The sequence below is a fragment of the Gordonia sp. NPDC057258 genome, from assembly GCF_042668985.1.
In the GTDB taxonomy this organism is placed as follows: Bacteria; Actinomycetota; Actinomycetes; order Mycobacteriales; family Mycobacteriaceae; genus Gordonia; species Gordonia hongkongensis.
Genome location: NZ_JBHUXZ010000053.1, coordinates 15,118 through 31,515, shown reverse-complemented (window position 1 = coordinate 31,515; position 16,398 = coordinate 15,118). Strand labels below are relative to the sequence as shown.

The window sequence follows — 16,398 nt, the reverse complement described above, 5'->3', positions numbered from 1 at the left end:
ATCCACCCTGCCCACACACCAGCACCAACCATCAAAAGGCGACACCGACAACCGATCGGCGAAACCCTACCCACCCGTGAAAGATTCAGGCTGAGGAGCGGGCGGAGCTTGCGGAGGCCGCGTCACGAAGGGTCACGCCGTCAGCGAATCCGAGTCCTCGGGGTCGTCCTCGGCGAACTGCGTCCGGTAGAGCTCGGCGTAGCGTCCGTTGCGCGCCAGGAGCGTCGGATGATCACCGCGTTCGACGACACGCCCGGCTTCGAGCACGACGATCTCGTCGGCGGCCCGGATCGTCGACAGCCGGTGCGCGATGACGATCGAGGTCCGTCCCTCGAGGGCCTCGCCGAGCGCCGCCTGGACCGCCGCCTCCGACGTCGAATCGAGATGCGCGGTCGCCTCGTCGAGGATGACCACCGACGGTTGTGCGAGCAGCAGGCGGGCGATCGTCATGCGTTGGCGCTCACCGCCGGACAGCCGGTAACCGCGTTCGCCGACGACGGTGTCCAGTCCGTCGGGCAGTGAGCCGACCAGCTCGTCGAGCCGAGCCCGTCGCAGTGCGTCCCAGATCTCGTCGTCGGATGTGTTCGGCTGGGCGAGCACGAGATTCGCCCGGATGGTGTCGTGGAAGAGGTGGCCGTCCTGGGTGACGAGACCGACGGTTCGGTGGACCGATGCGGTCTGCAGTTTCCGAATGTCGACTCCGGCCAGCTGGATCGAGCCCTCGTCGACGTCGTAGAGGCGGGTCGCGAGACTCGCGATGGTCGACTTGCCGGCACCGGAACTGCCCACGAGAGCCACCATGCTGCCGGCCGGGACGTCTAGGTCGACATGGTGCAGGACCGTCGTGCCGGCCCGATTATCCAGTTGGGCAACCTCTTCCAGTGATGCCAGCGACACCTTGTCCGCCGCCGGATAGGCGAAGGACACGTCGTCGAATCGGACGGACACCGGCACGGGCCGCTCGCTCCCGGTACCGGGCACCGGGACCGCGTCGGGTGCGTCGGCGATGAGGGGTTGTAGGTCCAGGACCTCGAAGACGCGCTCGAAACTGACCAGGGCGCTCATGATCTCGACGCGTGCGTTCGCCAGGGCCGTGAGCGGCGCGTACATCCGGGTGAGCAACAGAGCCAGTGAGACGACCGCGCCCGCGGACAGATGATCCTGTACCGCAAGCCATCCGCCGAGCCCGTAGACCAGGGCGAGGGCCAGCGCCGACACCAGCATCAGCGTCGTCATGAAGTATGCCTGCAACATCGACCGTCGTACGCCGATGTCGCGCACCCGGTCGGCGCGGTCGGCGAACTCGCGCGACTCGAGATCGGGACGCCCGAACAGTTTCACCAGCGTGGCGCCGGGGGCGGAGAAGCGCTCGGTCATCTGTGTCGACATCCGGGCGTTGTGTTCGGCGGCCTCGCGGGAGAGTGCGGCCATGCGCCGGCCCATCCGTCGCGCCGGTATCACGAAGACCGGCAGCAGGATCAGCGCCAGCAACGTGATCTGCCAGCTGATCGCGATCATGACGCCCAGCGTCAGGGTGAGGGTGACGATGTTCGAGACGACGCCGGACAAGGTGTCGCTGAATGCGCGCTGGGCGCCGATGACGTCGTTGTTCAGCCGGCTCACCAGGGCCCCGGTGCGGGTGCGGGTGAAGAACGCGATCGGCATCCGCTGCACGTGGTCGAAGACAGCTCGCCGTAGGTCGAGAATGAGACCCTCCCCGATGTTCGCCGACAGCCACCGGACCCCGATTCCCGCGGCGGCCTCGGCGACGGCGATCAGCGCGATGGCGACCGCGAGTCCGACGATCATCATCTCCGAGCCGCTCTCGGTGATGAGGTTGACGACGCGACCCGCCAGCAGCGGGGTCACGACGGTCAGCACAGCGGTGAAGACCGACAGCAGGAGGAACCATCCGATCCGGCGTCGGTGCGGTCGGGCGAACCCACCGATACGGCGAAGTGTCACCCGGCGGTCGCCCCGTAATCGCTTGCTGCTGGGCTGGGTGGAGGACTTGTACATCATGTCCCAGGCCACGGACTGCATACTCATGCCGTCCACGGTAGAACTTAAACCCAACTTGAGGTCCAGCTTTTTCGCTGCCAGAGGAATCCCGAGTGCGAACATGCTGGGTCGCCCCGGCCGGCTGAGGTCCCGTCCGGCTCCCGACGTCGGCGTCTGTCCGCATGCTCTACGTTGGTATGCGAGGTCACACGACGATGGGGCCGACTCCGCAGACCGGCCCGCGCCGGCGGGTGAGGGCCGGTGGCGAAGGAGCGATGGACATGGCAGAACTCAAGCTCGGTTTCAAGGCATCGGCGGAGCAGTTCGATCCGCGCGAGCTGGTGGAGATCGCGGTCGCGGCTGAAGAGCACGGCATGGATTCGGTTGCGGTGAGCGATCACTTCCAGCCCTGGCGGCACAACGGCGGCCACGCCCCGTTCTCGCTGGCCTGGATGGCGGCGGTCGGCGAGCGCACCAAGCGCGTGCAGATCGGCACCTCGGTCATGACCCCGACCTTCCGCTACAACCCCGCGGTCATCGCGCAGGCCTTCGCCACGATGGGCTGCCTCTACCCCGGACGCATCATGCTCGGTGTCGGCACCGGCGAAGCGCTCAACGAGTACGCGACCGGTTTCCAGGGAGAGTGGCCGGAGTTCAAGGAACGCTTCGCGCGCCTGCGCGAGTCGATCAAACTCATGCGCGAACTGTGGACCGGCGAAGAGGTCAACTTCGACGGCGAGTACTACCACACGCAGGGCGCCTACATGTATGACATTCCCGAGCAACCGATCCCGGTCTACGTCGCCGCCGGCGGGCCGGTGGTCGCACGCTATGCGGGCCGTGCCGGCGACGGTTTCATCTGTACCTCGGGCAAGGGGCCCGAGCTCTACACCGAGAAGCTGCTGCCCGCGGTCGCCGAGGGTGCGGCCAAGGCCGAGCGCGATGTCGACACCATCGACAAGATGATCGAGATCAAGATCTCCTACGATCCCGATCCCGAACTGGCGCTGGAGAACACCCGGTTCTGGGCCCCGCTGTCGCTGACCCCGGAGCAGAAGCACAGCGTCAACAGCTCGACCGAGATGGAGCGGCTGGCCGACGAGCTCCCGATCGAACAGGTCGCCAAGCGGTGGATTGTCTCCTCCGACCCCGACGAGGCCGTCGAGAAGGTCAAGTTCTACACCGACGCCGGGCTCAACCACCTCGTCTTCCACGCCCCCGGCCACGACCAGCAGCGGTTCCTGGAGAACTTCGAACGCGACCTCGCCCCGCGCCTACGCAAGCTCGGCTGATCACGAAAACCCCTGCGCGACAGCGGCATCAAGCATCTCGAGCACTCTTCGGACGGGCGGCAGGTCGAGTCCGCTCTGCCGTACCCGGACCCGCACCTCGCGTGCGGGCGTCGGGTCGACGATGGGAACTGCCGTGACGCCGGGCGGCAGGTCGACGAGCGCGAGCCGGGGGACGACGGTGAGTCCGACCCCGGCCGCGACGAACCGTATCGCGGTCGGGTAGTCCTGGGTCTCGACACTGAAGTCGGGTACGAAACCGACCGACGTACATGCGTCGAGCACTGCCTGCCGGCAGGGTCCCCGCGCCACGTCGTTGTCGACCCACGGGACCTGGGACAGTTCGCGCAGGGTCACCGACTCCAGCGCCGCCCATGCTGAATCCACGGGTACGACAGCGGAATACGGGTCGGTGGTCAGCCGGCGTCCGACGAACCCGGCCACGTCCGCGGACGGGCGTTGACTGTCCTCGACATAGATCTCGATGTCGGGTGCCGCCGACGACGGGCCCATCAGCTCGATGAGGCGGAGATCCAGTCGCAGTCCGGGGAATTCGCGCGAGATGGTGGCGACGATCGGCGGGATCCAGGTGGCGCCCGCCGAGGCGAAGTAGTTGATGCGCAGCTGACCGAGCCGGCCGTCGCGCAGCTCCGAGATCAGACCGTCGATACGGGCGATCTGCTCGAAGACGGTGTCGGACTCGCGGGCCAGGATGGTGCCGGCCTCGGTGGGCGCGATGCCGCGACCGTCCCGCTCCACCAGCGACAACCCGGTCTCGCGCTGCAGGGTGGCGATGTGCTGGCTGACCGCTGACGGCGTGTATCCGAGCGAGGCCGCGGCTCCGCCGATGGACTGCTCGCCGATGACCGAGCGCAGAACCCGAAGGCGGTGGATGTCGACCATGGAGCGACGATACCGCGGCGACTGTGCAGCGGCGCTGAAATGTTCAGAACAAGTATTCACTTGTCCTGAAGTGCCGGATGAGTGAATCTGGAACACATGTCCTCGCGCCCGACACCGGCATCGGCTGGGTCCGCCACCGCATCCCTGCCGGCTCTGGCCGCCGTCGTCACCGTCGTGCTGTGGGCGTCGGCGTTCATCGGCATCCGCGCGCTCGGTGACACGTTCTCACCGGGTTCCATGGCGTTCCTGCGGTTGCTGGCGGCGGTGATCCCGCTGACGCTCATCGTGATGGTGGTACGTCTGCGCGCACGGACAACCGGGGCGCCGGCCCGTCCGCTGCTACCGCGCGGCCGTGCGCTCGCACTGGTGACGGCGTACGGGGTCGCCTGGTTCGCGGGTTACACCGTCCTGTTGAACTGGGCCGAATGCCACCTCGACGCCGGGACCGCGGCGCTGCTGGTGAACCTGGCGCCGATCCTCGTGGCCGTCGCCGCGGGACTGTTTCTCGGAGAGGGGTTTCCGCGTCACCTCGTGATCGGTATGACGATCGCCTTCGCCGGCGTGGTGCTGATCGCCGCCGGCGGGTCCGCCACCGCGGACGCGCACGCCGACTGGCTCGGCATCGTGCTCGGGGTCGGCGCGGCGGTTCTGTACGCGACCGGGGTGCTGATCCAGAAGTCGGCCCTACGTACCGTCGACGCGCTGACCGCGACCTGGCTGGGTGCGGTCGCCGGCCTCGTGGCCACCGCGCCCTTCGCCCCCGCCGCCGTCACCGAACTGTCCGGCGCCGAGCCGGGGGCGATCTGGGCGGTGATCTACCTCGGGGTCGGGCCGACCGCGATCGCGTTCTCCACGTGGGCCTATGCGCTGGCCCGCACCGACGCGAGTGCGATGGCGGCCACCACCCTCGTGGTCCCCGCGATCGTCATCGTCCTGTCGTGGGCGCTGCTCGACGAGTTGCCCACCGGTGTCGGCATCGTCGGCGGACTCCTCTGTCTCGGCGGGGTCGCCATCGCCCGGCGGTTGCTGCCGATGAGGCCGCGTACGGGCCGGTCGGCGCGTAGCCTGGACGTGTCGTCGCCGACGATGACGCACTCCGGTACACGACGCGTTCCCGGCACGACCGCAACCGAGGAGACACCGCCATGCGCAAGTTCGTCGCCGGCCTCGCCATTGGCGGATCGCTGACTTTCGCCACGGCGACAACGCTTCTGGCTGTCGACTCGGAGTCGCCCGCGGCGTCGCCCAGTGTGAACTGCGGACCGCTCGCCGGTTCCGGACCGATCCCCGGGTGTTCGTACCGCGTCGACGGGACCCGGTTGCAGATCAGTCTCTACAACAATGCGACGCGCAATCCGGCGGTGGAATGCACCCTCACACCCAGCGGCGCGGTCCATCCCACCGCCGCAACCACGATGGGGCCGGGGTCGCGTGGGGCCCTCACGGCGTCGGTGTATCCGAATGTGCCGAGGACCTTCGTCGTCCATTGCCTCGGCGGCGGTGCGGGCGCCGACCGCGTGAACCGGCAGACCACGATCGCCGCGCGCGCCGAGACGCCGGAGCCGGCGCGTACGACGCCTTCGGTCCGCCGCACGTCACCGGCGCCTGTCCCGTCGGCGCCTTCGACGTCATCCGAGCCGGAGGGCCCCGCCGAGATCACCACGACGCCTCCGACCACCGAGGACGCCGCACCGGGCAACGCCGTGACCACCACGACGACCACCACGACGGTTCCCGCCTCATCCTGATTCGCTACGGTTTTCGCATGGATCGTGACCGCATGGTGGATGTCGGAGTCGGGCTGGTGTCCCGGTTCGGGGCCAAGACGCTGAGTCTGACGTCGGTGGCCCGGCACGCCGGGGTGGCGCGGGCGACCGCCTACCGGATGTTCGGCGGCCGCGAAGCGCTGGTCACGGCCATCGTGGAACGCGAGGTGTCGCTGCTGCGGGTCAAGTTGATCGAGTGGTCGGCGACCGCGCCCGACGCCGCGGGCAAGATCCACGCGCAGGTGGTGAACGTGCTGCCCTACATCCGCAACCACGACGCGTTGCAGTACGTGCTGCGCAAGGAGCCGGAGGAAGTGGTCCGCGCGCTCGTCGCCACCAACGATTCGGCCGGGCCCACGCTCATCCATCAGATCGTGTCGGAGGCACTGCCCGATCTGGAACCCGAGATCGGGGACCAGCTGTTCCCCACCCCGCGGGGGGCCGCGGAGTTCCTCGTGCGCACCATCTACTCCCTCATGCTCATCCCCGACAGCTTCCTGAGTGACGAGCAGATCGCCGAACTGGTCGTGCGGGCGATCGTCCGAGACGACACCGAGAGCGGTGGCGCGCCGACGGGCGGCAACCGGCCGGGCCCGGTCCGATGACCGGCGAGCACGGATCCGACGAAACCGCGATCCCCGTCGTGGGGATGCTTCGGCCGCGCTGGGGAGACCCGGCGCGCACGGCCGAACTGCCCGGCGCAGCGGCTGCGCTGGCCGGGGACCGGAAAACCGACGCCGGCGTCGATCCGGACACCATCTCGCCGGCTCGGTCGGCGGTCGATGCTGCTGTCCGCGAAGAGATCTCGGCTGTCGTCGGCACCGACCACGTCTCCGACGCGGACGCGACACGGGTACAGCACACGCGCGGGTACTCCACCCCGGACATCCTGCGGTTGCGCGCGGGTGACGCCGACGACGCGCCCGACCTCGTCGTGTACCCGGGCGACCACGAGGAAGTGGTCGCGATCCTGCGGGTGTGTTCGAAGCGACGGATCGCGGTGGTGCCGTTCACCGGCGGGACGTCCGTGGTGGGTGGGTTGACACCCGACCGCGCCGGATTCGCCGGCGTGATCAGTCTCGACCTGCGCCGCCTCGACCGCGTGGTGGAGATCGATGAGATCTCCCGGACGGCGACCCTGCAGGCCGGTCTGCGCGGACCCGCGGCCGAGGCGCTCCTGCGCGAGAAGGGTTGGACCATCGGTCATTTCCCGCAGTCCTATGAGGGCGCCGGGATCGGTGGCTATGCCGCCACTCGCTCGGCCGGCCAGTCGTCGGCCGGATACGGGCGCTTCGACGAGATGGTCGAGGGCCTCGTGTTGGCGACTCCGCGCGGAACCGTCGAACTCGGTACCGCGCCGCGGTCGGCGGCCGGACCCGACCTGCGTCAGCTGGTCCTCGGGTCGGAGGGCGTGTTCGGTGTCATCACGAGCGTGCAGATCCGTATCCGGCCGGCCCCGACGACCCGCGTCTTCGACGCCTGGCGGTTCGCCTCGTTCGCCAAGGGCGCGACAGCTCTCCGTCGGCTGGCCCAGGACGGTCCCCTGCCGACGGTGCTCCGGCTGTCCGACGAGGTGGAGACGGCGTTGAATCTCGCTGATCCCGCCGGCGCCGGGAGCGAAGCGAGCGGGCCGGATGACGCCGGCGCCGGGAGCGGTGAGGGCGATGGTGATGGCGATGGCGGCGGGTGTCTGGTCGTCGCCGGGTACGAGGGTGCGGCCGACGAGGTGGCGCGGCGACGCGATGCGGCATCGTCGGTGTTGATCGACGCCGGTGGCGGGGCGCTGGGGGAGGGTCCCGGAGAGGCCTGGCGGACAGGACGTTTCGCGGGACCGTACCTTCGCGACCCGTTGCTCGATGCCGGGGTGTTGGTCGAGACGCTCGAGACCGTCGCGTTCTGGTCGCGGCTGCACGACGTGCGCGCCGCGGTGACGGCCGCGCTGACGGACTCGCTCACTGCCTCGGGTACGCCGCCGCTGATCATGTGCCACGTGAGTCACGTCTACGCGTCGGGTGCCTCGCTGTACTTCACGGTCGTCGCACCGTTCGCCGACGACCCGCTGGCGCAGTGGGGGGCGGCGAAAGTCGCGGCCAATTCCGCGATCCGGGCGTCCGGTGCCAGCATCACCCATCATCACGCGGTCGGGCGGGATCACCGTGACGCGTACCACGACGAGATCGGGCCCCTGGCCCTGGACGCGTTGCGGTCGGTCAAGGCGTCGCTCGATCCCGACGGTGTGTGCAATCCGGGTATTCTCCTCTGACGCCCGACTCCGGGACCGGGGTTGCCCGGTCCGTCCGCCACTATGCTGGGGCGCATGGCCACGGATAGAGTCCAGACCGCCGACGCCGACGGACCCGCGAGCGCGGATCAGATCGTCGCCGACCCCACGACCAGCATCTACATCGCCTCGGCCGAAGGCGAGACCGGTAAGTCCATCGTCGCGCTGGGGTTGCTGGCCCTGCTGTCGGCGACCGGCGGGCGGGTCGGAGTGTTCCGTCCGATCTCGCGGACGGCCGCGGAGGATCGTGATCCGATCCTCGATCTCCTCCTCGACTACGAATCCGCCGACCTCCCGTACGAGGACTGTCTCGGTGTCACCTACGAGGAGGTGCACAACGATCCCGAAGGTGCGGTCGCCGAGATCGTCGCGCGCTTCCACGCCATCCAGTCCCGCTGCGACCGCGTGGTCATCGTCGGTTCGGATTACACCGACGTCGGCACCCCGTCGGAGCTGAGCTACAACGCCCGGATCGCCGCGAATCTGTCGGCGCCGATGGTGTTGGCGATCAAGGCGATCGACCGGTCGCCGGAAGAGATGCACGGTCTGGCCGAGGGGTTGATCGCCGAGGTGACCGCTGCCCATGCCACCCCCGTCGCCCTGGTTGCCAACCGGTGCGACCCCGACCGCCTCGACGAGATCCGGGACCAGTTGCGCAGCACCGGGATTCCGGCGCTGTGCCTACCCGAGGAGCCGGTGCTCTTCGCCCCCACGATGGGGGAGCTCAAGGAGGCGCTCGGCGCGACGATGTACAGCGGTGACGAGGAATTGCTCGACCGCGAGGCGCTCCGGGTGATGGTCGGTGGCATGACCGTCGAGCACATCCTGGAGCGGCTCACCGACGGCACCGTGGTCATCACGCCCGCCGACCGGTCGGATGTTCTCCTGGCACTCGTGAACGCCAACACCGCACAGGGTTTCCCGCGTCTCGCCGGCATCATCCTCAACGGCGGACTCAAACCGCACCCGATGATCGAGGCGCTGGTGAGCGGGTTGAAGCCGACCCTGCCGATCATCAGCTGCCCGCAGGGCACCTACGACACCGCGCGTACCGCCGCTCACACGCGCGGCAAGGTGGGGGTGGGCTCGGTACACAAGATCGAGGCCGCACTGGCGATGATGGAGACCCATGTCGACCCCGAGAAGGTCATGCGCAACCTCAACGTGTCGACGCCGACCGTGGTGACGCCGCAGATGTTCGAGTACCGCCTGATCTCCCGTGCGCGCGCCGACCGAAAGCACATCGTGTTACCGGAGGGCGACGATGACCGGATCCTGCGGGCCGCCAACAGGCTTGCGCGGCGCAGCGTTGCCGACCTCACTCTGCTCGGTGATCCCGAAGCGGTGCGCGAGCGTTCCATCGAACTCGGACTCGACCTCTCCGACGTCACGGTCATCGACCCGGCCGAGTCGGAGTATCTCGACGAGTTCGCCCGGATCTACACCGAGCTGCGCAAGCACAAGGGTATGGATCTGGAACGGGCCCAGGAGAAGATGCGTGACGTGTCGTATTTCGGCACGATGATGGTGCACACCGGGCGCGCCGACGGGATGGTGTCGGGGGCGTCGCACACCACGGCCCACACGATCCGGCCGGCCTTCGAGATCATCAAGACCAAACCGGGTGTGTCCACCGTGTCGAGCGTGTTCTTCATGTGCCTGGCCGACAAGGTGCTCGCGTACGGCGACTGCGCCATCGTCCCGGATCCGTCCGACGAACAGCTCGCCGACATTGCCATCTCCTCGGCGCAGACGTCCGCGGCCTTCGGTATCGATCCCCGGGTCGCGATGCTGTCGTACTCGACCGGGACGTCCGGATCGGGCGCCGACGTCGAGAAGGTCAAGACCGCAACCGAACTCGTGCGCGAGCGGCAACCCGATCTGCTGGTCGAGGGGCCGATCCAGTACGACGCCGCGGTGGAACCCTCGGTGGCGAAGACCAAGATGCCCGACTCGCCGGTGGCCGGCCGTGCGACCGTGCTGATCTTTCCCGACCTCAACACGGGCAACAACACGTACAAGGCGGTGCAGCGGAGCGCGGGGGCGGTCGCGATCGGCCCGGTGCTGCAGGGCTTGAACAAGCCGATCAACGACCTGAGCCGCGGCGCCCTCGTCTCGGACATCGTGAACACGGTCGCCATCACCGCGATCCAGGCCCAGCAGGAGGGCGTGGACCCACTCGCCGAGAACGCCGCCTCCGCCGAGGCCGAGGGTCCCCGATGAGCGGGGCGTCGGGTGCGGTGCTGGTGCTCAACGCCGGCTCGTCGTCGCTGAAATACCAACTGGTGCAACCGGCGGACGGCACGGTGATCGCGGAGGGCATCGCGGAGCGGATCGGCGACTCCGGTTCGTCGATGACACACGAACAGAACGGCGAGACCGTCACCGAGACACTGGAACTCGACGATCACCTCGCCGCGGTCCGACGCGCGGAACGCTTCTTCGCCGACAACGGAACCGATCTGGCCGACGCGGGACTGAGCGCGGTCGGACATCGGGTGGTGCACGGTGGCCGGTCGTTCTACGAGCCGACGGTGGTGACCCCCGAGGTGATCTCGGAGATCGAGCGGATCTCCCCGCTGGCGCCGCTGCACAATCCGGCCAACCTGGTCGGCATCCTGGCGGCCCGGGAGTTGCTCCCCGACGTCCCCTCGGTGGCCGTGTTCGACACCGCGTTCTTCCACGGTCTCCCCGACGCGTCGGCGACATACGCGATCGACCGTGCGGTCGCGGACGAACATGCGATCCGCCGCTACGGTTTTCACGGCACCAGCCACGAGTATGTCTCCGGTCGGGTGGCCGAGTTCCTCGACCGCGACCCGGCGTCGCTGAACCAGATCGTGCTGCACCTGGGCAACGGCGCGTCGGCGTCGGCCATCGCGGGCGGGCAGCCGATCGACACGTCGATGGGTATGACCCCGCTCGAGGGACTGGTGATGGGAACCCGCAGCGGTGACCTCGACCCCGGGCTGGTCCTGCATCTGAACCGGGTGGCGAACCTGTCCGTCGACGAGATCGACACGCTGCTCAACAAGCGTTCGGGACTTCGAGGTCTGTGCGGCGAGAACGACTTCCGCGCCATCACCGAGCTGATGGACAACGGTGACGACGCCGCCCGACGCGCCTTCGACGTCTACATCCACCGCCTGCGCCGTTATATCGGTGCCTACGCCTTCGCCCTCGGACGTGTCGATGCCATCACCTTCACGGCCGGTGTGGGGGAGAACTCCGCGGTCGTCCGCGCCCGTGCGCTGGCGGGGTTGGAAGGGTTCGGGATCATCGTCGATGACGAGCGAAACGCTCAGCGTGGCAAGGAGGCTCGACGCATCTCGGCCGACGACAGCGCGGTGGACGTGCTCGTCGTTCCGACCAATGAGGAGTTGGCCATCGCACGGCAGTCGGCGGCGGTGGTCGGGTTTGAGGTCCGTGCGTCCCGCTGAAGGTTGTGCTGACGGCGCGGGCCGCTGAGCGAGCTCACGAAGGACGCACCGGTTTGGAGTGGGTGGTGGCTGTTGTGCCGGCCGGTAGGTGGGGCCCAGCCTGTTGGCGCGTTGGCATCGTCCCGACCGCGTACTCGGAGGTCGACATTCCGGCTCCGAAGAAGGGTCGGCACCGCGGATTGTTAGGCAGGATGGCTGCGTTGGGAGGCAACCGGATAAGTGACAAGACGCAGCATAGTTCGAGTTGCGGTTGCCCTTATCACGCGCCACCGACAAGATGAGCTCTGCGGATGGTCAACGAAAACCATTGCACGCCAGCGGCATAGCCGTTACACTCGATCATGTATTCGTGCAAACGTCTCCGGGGGGTGACAGTGTCTGACGAACTAATAACGCCGCGACCGCGCGCCGTCGAGTTGGTGGCCGATCTGCACGCGACCCTCGACAAACTGCAGACCGTCGACTTGTCCCCGTGCACCGACGAAGAACTGATGGAGGTCGCCGCCGCTACCGAACGGGCCATCGCTCGAACCACTTACGCCGGCGACCGGCAAGTCGCCGAAATCGAGGCTCGTGATCTGCCCCGCAAGACCGGCTGCCGAACACTTATGCAGTTCATGACCCATCGACTGCGGATCTCCAACCCGATGCGTCGACGCAAGCAGCTGAACGCCACCGCCGCGCTGACTTGCCTCAACGGCGACCGTCTCGAACCTGAACACCCGACGCTGGCAGAAGCTTTCGCCAAAGGTTCCGTGGGGACCGGGCACGTCCAGGCCGCCATCGATGTCCTCGACCAGATCCCGCACGCTGTCGAACACGACGTGAAAGTCGCCGCCGAGCGGCAGATGGCCGAGATCGCCGAAGCCCACACGCCCGCCGAGATCACCCAGCTCGGCTCGCGACTGCTCGCCCACCTCGATCCCGACGGCACCCTGTCCGACGACACCGAGCAGAAACGACGCCGCGGCCTGTGGATCGGACGCCAACGGGCCGATGGCACCGCCAAGATCTCGGGCACCCTCACACCCGAACTCCACGCCCGCCTGACGATGATGTTCGCGGTCTGGGGCAAACCCGGACTCAACAACCCCGACGACCCCGCCTCACCGTCCGGACCGGCCGGCACCGCCGACCCCGACGCCCTGGCCTCGGCAGCCGACCGCGACGGTCGCACCCTCGCCCAGACCAATCACGACGCGCTCGACGCCGCACTGGCCGCCGGATTCGCCGACGGCGCACTCGGGACGTCGCATCGCGGCCTGCCCGTCCAATTGATCATCAAAGCCGACCTCTCCGACCTGCTCCGCGAAGCCGGGCTCGCCACCACCGCGACCGGCACCCTGCTACCCATCCCCGACCTGATTGCGATGGCCGGCGACATCCAGCCGTGGTTGGCGATCTTCAAAGACGCCACCACCGTTCCGCTGTACTTCGGGCGGGGCAAACGGCTCGCCACCCGCGAACAACGCCTCGTTTCGTTTGCTCGCCCTGACGGTGAAGTGTGCTCGGCTCCCGGCTGCGATCAGCCCGCCACCCACGTCGACATGCATCACGCCCAGAAGGATTGGGCCAAGGGCGGTCTCACCGACATCGACGACCTCGCCCCGGCCTGCCCGCGACACAACCGGATGGTCGGCGACAATCCCGGCCAGTACACCACGCACATCGAGCGCTCGGGACCTGATGAAGGCCGCTGCGTCTGGCGATTGAACGCTGAACCCGGCGCCCCACCCAATCCCGGTCGCCTGAACCGCCGACCCGACATACCGCGGCGGTTCACGACACACCTGAACACCGTGCGCGACGAGATCCACGGACCACCACCGCGGCCCGGCGGTCAGACGCGCCCGACCCTTCGTGACGCGCCCTCCGCAAGCTCCGGGCGCTCCTCAGGGAACCGGGCTGACGCGCCTTCCGCAAGCTCCGCAGGGAGCAGGGGGCCCGGCGATCAAGCGCGCCGCTCATGGCTGAAAACCAGCCACGTCATCGACGTCCGACCGCCACTGCGCGTGCGTCGCACCCGTCCATCACCGGTCGAGGCCCACCTCGCGGAGCTCCTCGGCGACGACCCGCTCGTGCGCAACGCAACAGGGACGTTCTTCGGACAGCCCTAGAACAACGTATTCGGCCGGACGTAGTTGGCGAGGTCGACGAGCATGAACCGGTGGTCCCGGTTGGTGCGGGTCAGGCGGGCCAGTTGGCGCAGCGAACGTTCGGTGCCGGTGCGAATGCCGTACTCGGTGAACGGGAAACCGAGCAGCGTCGAGGGTTCGTTGTCCTGTTTGGCGTCGTCGGGATTGTCGTGGATCCAGCCCAGCGCGGTGCCCAGCACGATGAGCAGCATCCGGGCCTTGCGCGGTTCGGTGTCCGGGATCTGCTCGAGACGCCGTGCGGCCTCGACGATCTGCTCGCGGGTCACCTGCGAGGTGGGTCGGCCGTGCACGAGCGCGATGATCGCCGTCGCGCGCGCGGTGTTGAAGTGGCGGCTCGTGGCCGGGACCTCGTCGAGCGGTTGGATCGCGGCGTCGATGTCACCGGCCGCCACGGCGAGCCGGGCCAGACCGAACGCGGCGGTCACGATGCTGTGATCGGTCAGCCACAGATCGTGATAGTGATGTTGCGCAACGTCATACAGTTTGGCGATCTTCTCGGCAGACTTCGCCGGGCCCTTCTCGTCGGCCAGCCAACGGCCGATGAGTTCGGCCGTACCGGCGACGGCGAGCTTGGGCGCGACCTCGCCCGGCATCGCACCGAGGACCTCGTCGAAGCGTTCATAGGCCAGTTCGGGTTCGTCGTTCATCAACGCGCAGATGCCCATGTACCACTCGACCCGCCACGAATCACCGTGGTGGGCACGGACTTCCTGCAGAAGGGCGAGTGCGGTGTCGACGTCGTCGAGCTGCAGATGCGCGCGGGCCTCGGCGAGATCGATCTCCCGCGACGGGTGGGCGTTCTTGACCGGCCGGCCGCCGAAGAGCGAGGCGAAACCCTCTGCCCGGGCGGTGTTGATGGAATCCAGGGTCTGTCGCGGGTCCGACAGCGCCGCCGAGGTGAGCAGACTCGCCGCCGGGTCGAGTGGGTTGACCAGCGGAACGGGCAGGGCGTTGGCGATATCCACCGGATCGTAGAACGCCGCCTGATCGGGGTCGAAGAAGCCGTCGACCGGCGCGAGCATCAGGTCGGTGCCGAACGTCGAGCGCTGCGGCGTGAAGACCGTGGACAGCGCGGGCCGCGGGACCCCCGTGTGCACGGCGACCGTCTCGCGCAACACGTTCAGCACCTGGGTGCTCATCTCCTCCGCGGAGACAAACCGATCGGCCGGGTCGGGGGCGGTGGCGCGTTGCAGGAGGCGGTAGTACGACGGATTGTTGCGGAAGACAGGCGTTTTTGACGCGGCGGGCAGACCGTCGACGTAGCGTCCGTTCCGCATCTCCATCGGCACGGTCAGGACCGCGAGAGTGCGCCCGATGCTGTAGATGTCGGTCGCGATCTGCGGTCCGGTCTTCACGATCTCCGGTGCCTGGAACCCGGGCGTGCCGTAGAGGTGCCCGTAGCCGTTGATCGGCGAGACGGCGCCGAGGTCGATCAGCTTCACCTCGTCACTGCCGACCATGATGTTCTCGGGTTTGACGTCGTTGTAGACCAGGCCGACCGAGTGCAGATAGCCCACGGCGAGAAGCACTTCCAGGATGTAGGCCAGGCCCTGCTCCACCGACAGCAGGGAGTTGTCCGGATCGCCCGCGGTGATCTGCTTGAGCGTCTGGCCGCCGATGTACTCCATCACGATGTAGCCGAAGCGGTCATCGTCGTCGACGTGCTCGACGAAGTTGTAGATCTTGACGATCCCGGGATGGTTGACCGAGGCCAGGAACTGCCGTTCCGCGACCGCGACGCGCTGCGCCTCCGAATCCGAGGAATTCAGCAGGCCTTTGAGGACGACGGGCCGGTCGCTCACGTTGCGGTCGATGGCCAGGTAGATCCAACCGAGGCCGCCGTGGGCGATGGCGCCGGCGATCTCGTACTGGTCGGCGACCAATGTTCCGGGAGCCAGTCCCGGGACGAAGGAGTACCGGGCGCCGCAGTTGCCGCAGTCGCCGGTCGGGGGACCGGCGCCCTCGCCCTCGGCTCGACCGACGGGTTTGCCGCAGCGCCAGCAGAACCGCTTGCTGTCGGCGATCACGGGGTCGTCGATGACGGCGTCCGCGGGTTCGATGTCGGTGATCTTCGGCGTCTCGACCAGGCCGCTGCCGAGCCGTCGCTCGTGCACCGGCGGCCGACGCCGCGGAACCAGACGCCGGCCGAGCGGACCGGAGTCGGGTTCCGGGTGGGGCACGGCCGGACGCTGCCGCTCGACGCGGTCGGTCCGGTCGTCGGGGTCGACCCCGACGGTGAACACCGGTGCGACGGCCTGGGTTCCGACATCCGGGTCGGTGCGTCGGCCGGGCCGGGGGTCGGTGGTGTCGGCCATGTCGTCGGGGCCCTCGGTCAGCGCCGCCAGGTCGGCCCGCTGGGTGCCGACGTCGACCACCTTCGCGGTCGTCTCGGCGTCCTCACCACCGGGACGGCCACCGCCCGGGCCGGGACCGTCGGGGTCGGCGTCGTCGTCGCCGAGCAGGGCGTCGAGCGAGACCCGCTGGGTGCCGAGGTCATCGCTCCGGTCGCCGTGGGTGACGTCGTCTGTGTCGTGATCGTTCCGGGCTGCGTCGTCCATGGGC

The 16,398-nt window shown here is 68.3% G+C and carries 11 protein-coding genes; 8 read left to right on the top strand and 3 right to left on the bottom strand.

Annotated elements, in window-relative coordinates; genetic code table 11:
* Window positions 1–132: 132 nt before the first annotated feature.
* The gene (locus ACFUEJ_RS23140) at window positions 133–2,049 is read right to left on the bottom strand and encodes an ABC transporter ATP-binding protein (protein ID WP_068972080.1); all 1,917 of its coding nucleotides are present in this window, start codon (window positions 2,047–2,049) and stop codon (window positions 133–135) included.
* A 233-nt stretch (window positions 2,050–2,282) separates the two neighbouring features.
* On the opposite strand from ACFUEJ_RS23140, the gene fgd reads away from it, so the two are divergent.
* The gene (gene fgd / locus ACFUEJ_RS23135) at window positions 2,283–3,293 is read left to right on the top strand and encodes a glucose-6-phosphate dehydrogenase (coenzyme-F420) (RefSeq protein ID WP_065630452.1); all 1,011 of its coding nucleotides are present in this window, start codon (window positions 2,283–2,285) and stop codon (window positions 3,291–3,293) included.
* On the opposite strand, the gene ACFUEJ_RS23130 is transcribed toward fgd, so the two are convergent.
* Window positions 3,294–4,193: a LysR family transcriptional regulator gene (locus ACFUEJ_RS23130; RefSeq protein ID WP_388032199.1), complete on the bottom strand. Its 900-nt coding sequence runs from the start codon at window positions 4,191–4,193 to the stop codon at window positions 3,294–3,296.
* A gap of 96 nt (window positions 4,194–4,289) precedes the next feature.
* Here ACFUEJ_RS23130 and ACFUEJ_RS23125 point away from each other — a divergent pair, with 96 nt between their 5' ends.
* From ACFUEJ_RS23125 to ACFUEJ_RS23095, 7 genes are all read left to right on the top strand, one after another.
* Complete coding sequence (locus tag ACFUEJ_RS23125) at window positions 4,290–5,381, top strand: DMT family transporter (protein ID WP_388032196.1); 1,092 nt, start codon at window positions 4,290–4,292, stop codon at window positions 5,379–5,381.
* Window positions 5,339–5,941, top strand: coding sequence for a hypothetical protein (locus tag ACFUEJ_RS23120; RefSeq protein ID WP_388032193.1), 603 nt, complete (start codon window positions 5,339–5,341; stop codon window positions 5,939–5,941). Before ACFUEJ_RS23125 ends, ACFUEJ_RS23120 begins: the two co-directional genes overlap by 43 nt.
* 17 nt (window positions 5,942–5,958) lie before the next feature.
* Entirely contained in the window at window positions 5,959–6,564 is a 606-nt protein-coding gene (locus ACFUEJ_RS23115) for a TetR/AcrR family transcriptional regulator (protein ID WP_065630369.1), read from the top strand.
* The gene (locus ACFUEJ_RS23110) at window positions 6,561–8,222 is read left to right on the top strand and encodes an FAD-binding oxidoreductase (RefSeq protein WP_388032190.1); all 1,662 of its coding nucleotides are present in this window, start codon (window positions 6,561–6,563) and stop codon (window positions 8,220–8,222) included. The genes ACFUEJ_RS23115 and ACFUEJ_RS23110 overlap by 4 nt, the downstream gene beginning before the upstream one ends.
* A 42-nt stretch (window positions 8,223–8,264) precedes the next feature.
* Window positions 8,265–10,463 carry a phosphate acetyltransferase gene (gene pta / locus ACFUEJ_RS23105; protein WP_247450420.1) on the top strand — a complete coding sequence of 733 codons (2,199 nt, stop codon included), beginning with the start codon at window positions 8,265–8,267 and terminating at the stop codon, window positions 10,461–10,463.
* A complete protein-coding gene (locus ACFUEJ_RS23100; RefSeq protein WP_388032187.1) occupies window positions 10,460–11,680 on the top strand; it encodes an acetate kinase in 1,221 nt (406 codons plus the stop codon). Before pta ends, ACFUEJ_RS23100 begins: the two co-directional genes overlap by 4 nt.
* 374 nt (window positions 11,681–12,054) lie before the next feature.
* Window positions 12,055–13,797, top strand: coding sequence for a DUF222 domain-containing protein (locus ACFUEJ_RS23095; protein ID WP_388032207.1), 1,743 nt, complete (start codon window positions 12,055–12,057; stop codon window positions 13,795–13,797).
* Here the strand turns inward: ACFUEJ_RS23095 and ACFUEJ_RS23090 are convergent.
* A complete protein-coding gene (locus ACFUEJ_RS23090) occupies window positions 13,794–16,394 on the bottom strand; it encodes a tetratricopeptide repeat protein (RefSeq protein ID WP_388032184.1) in 2,601 nt (866 codons plus the stop codon). The two genes, ACFUEJ_RS23095 and ACFUEJ_RS23090, sit on opposite strands and share 4 nt — an antisense overlap.
* Window positions 16,395–16,398: the final 4 nt, after the last annotated feature.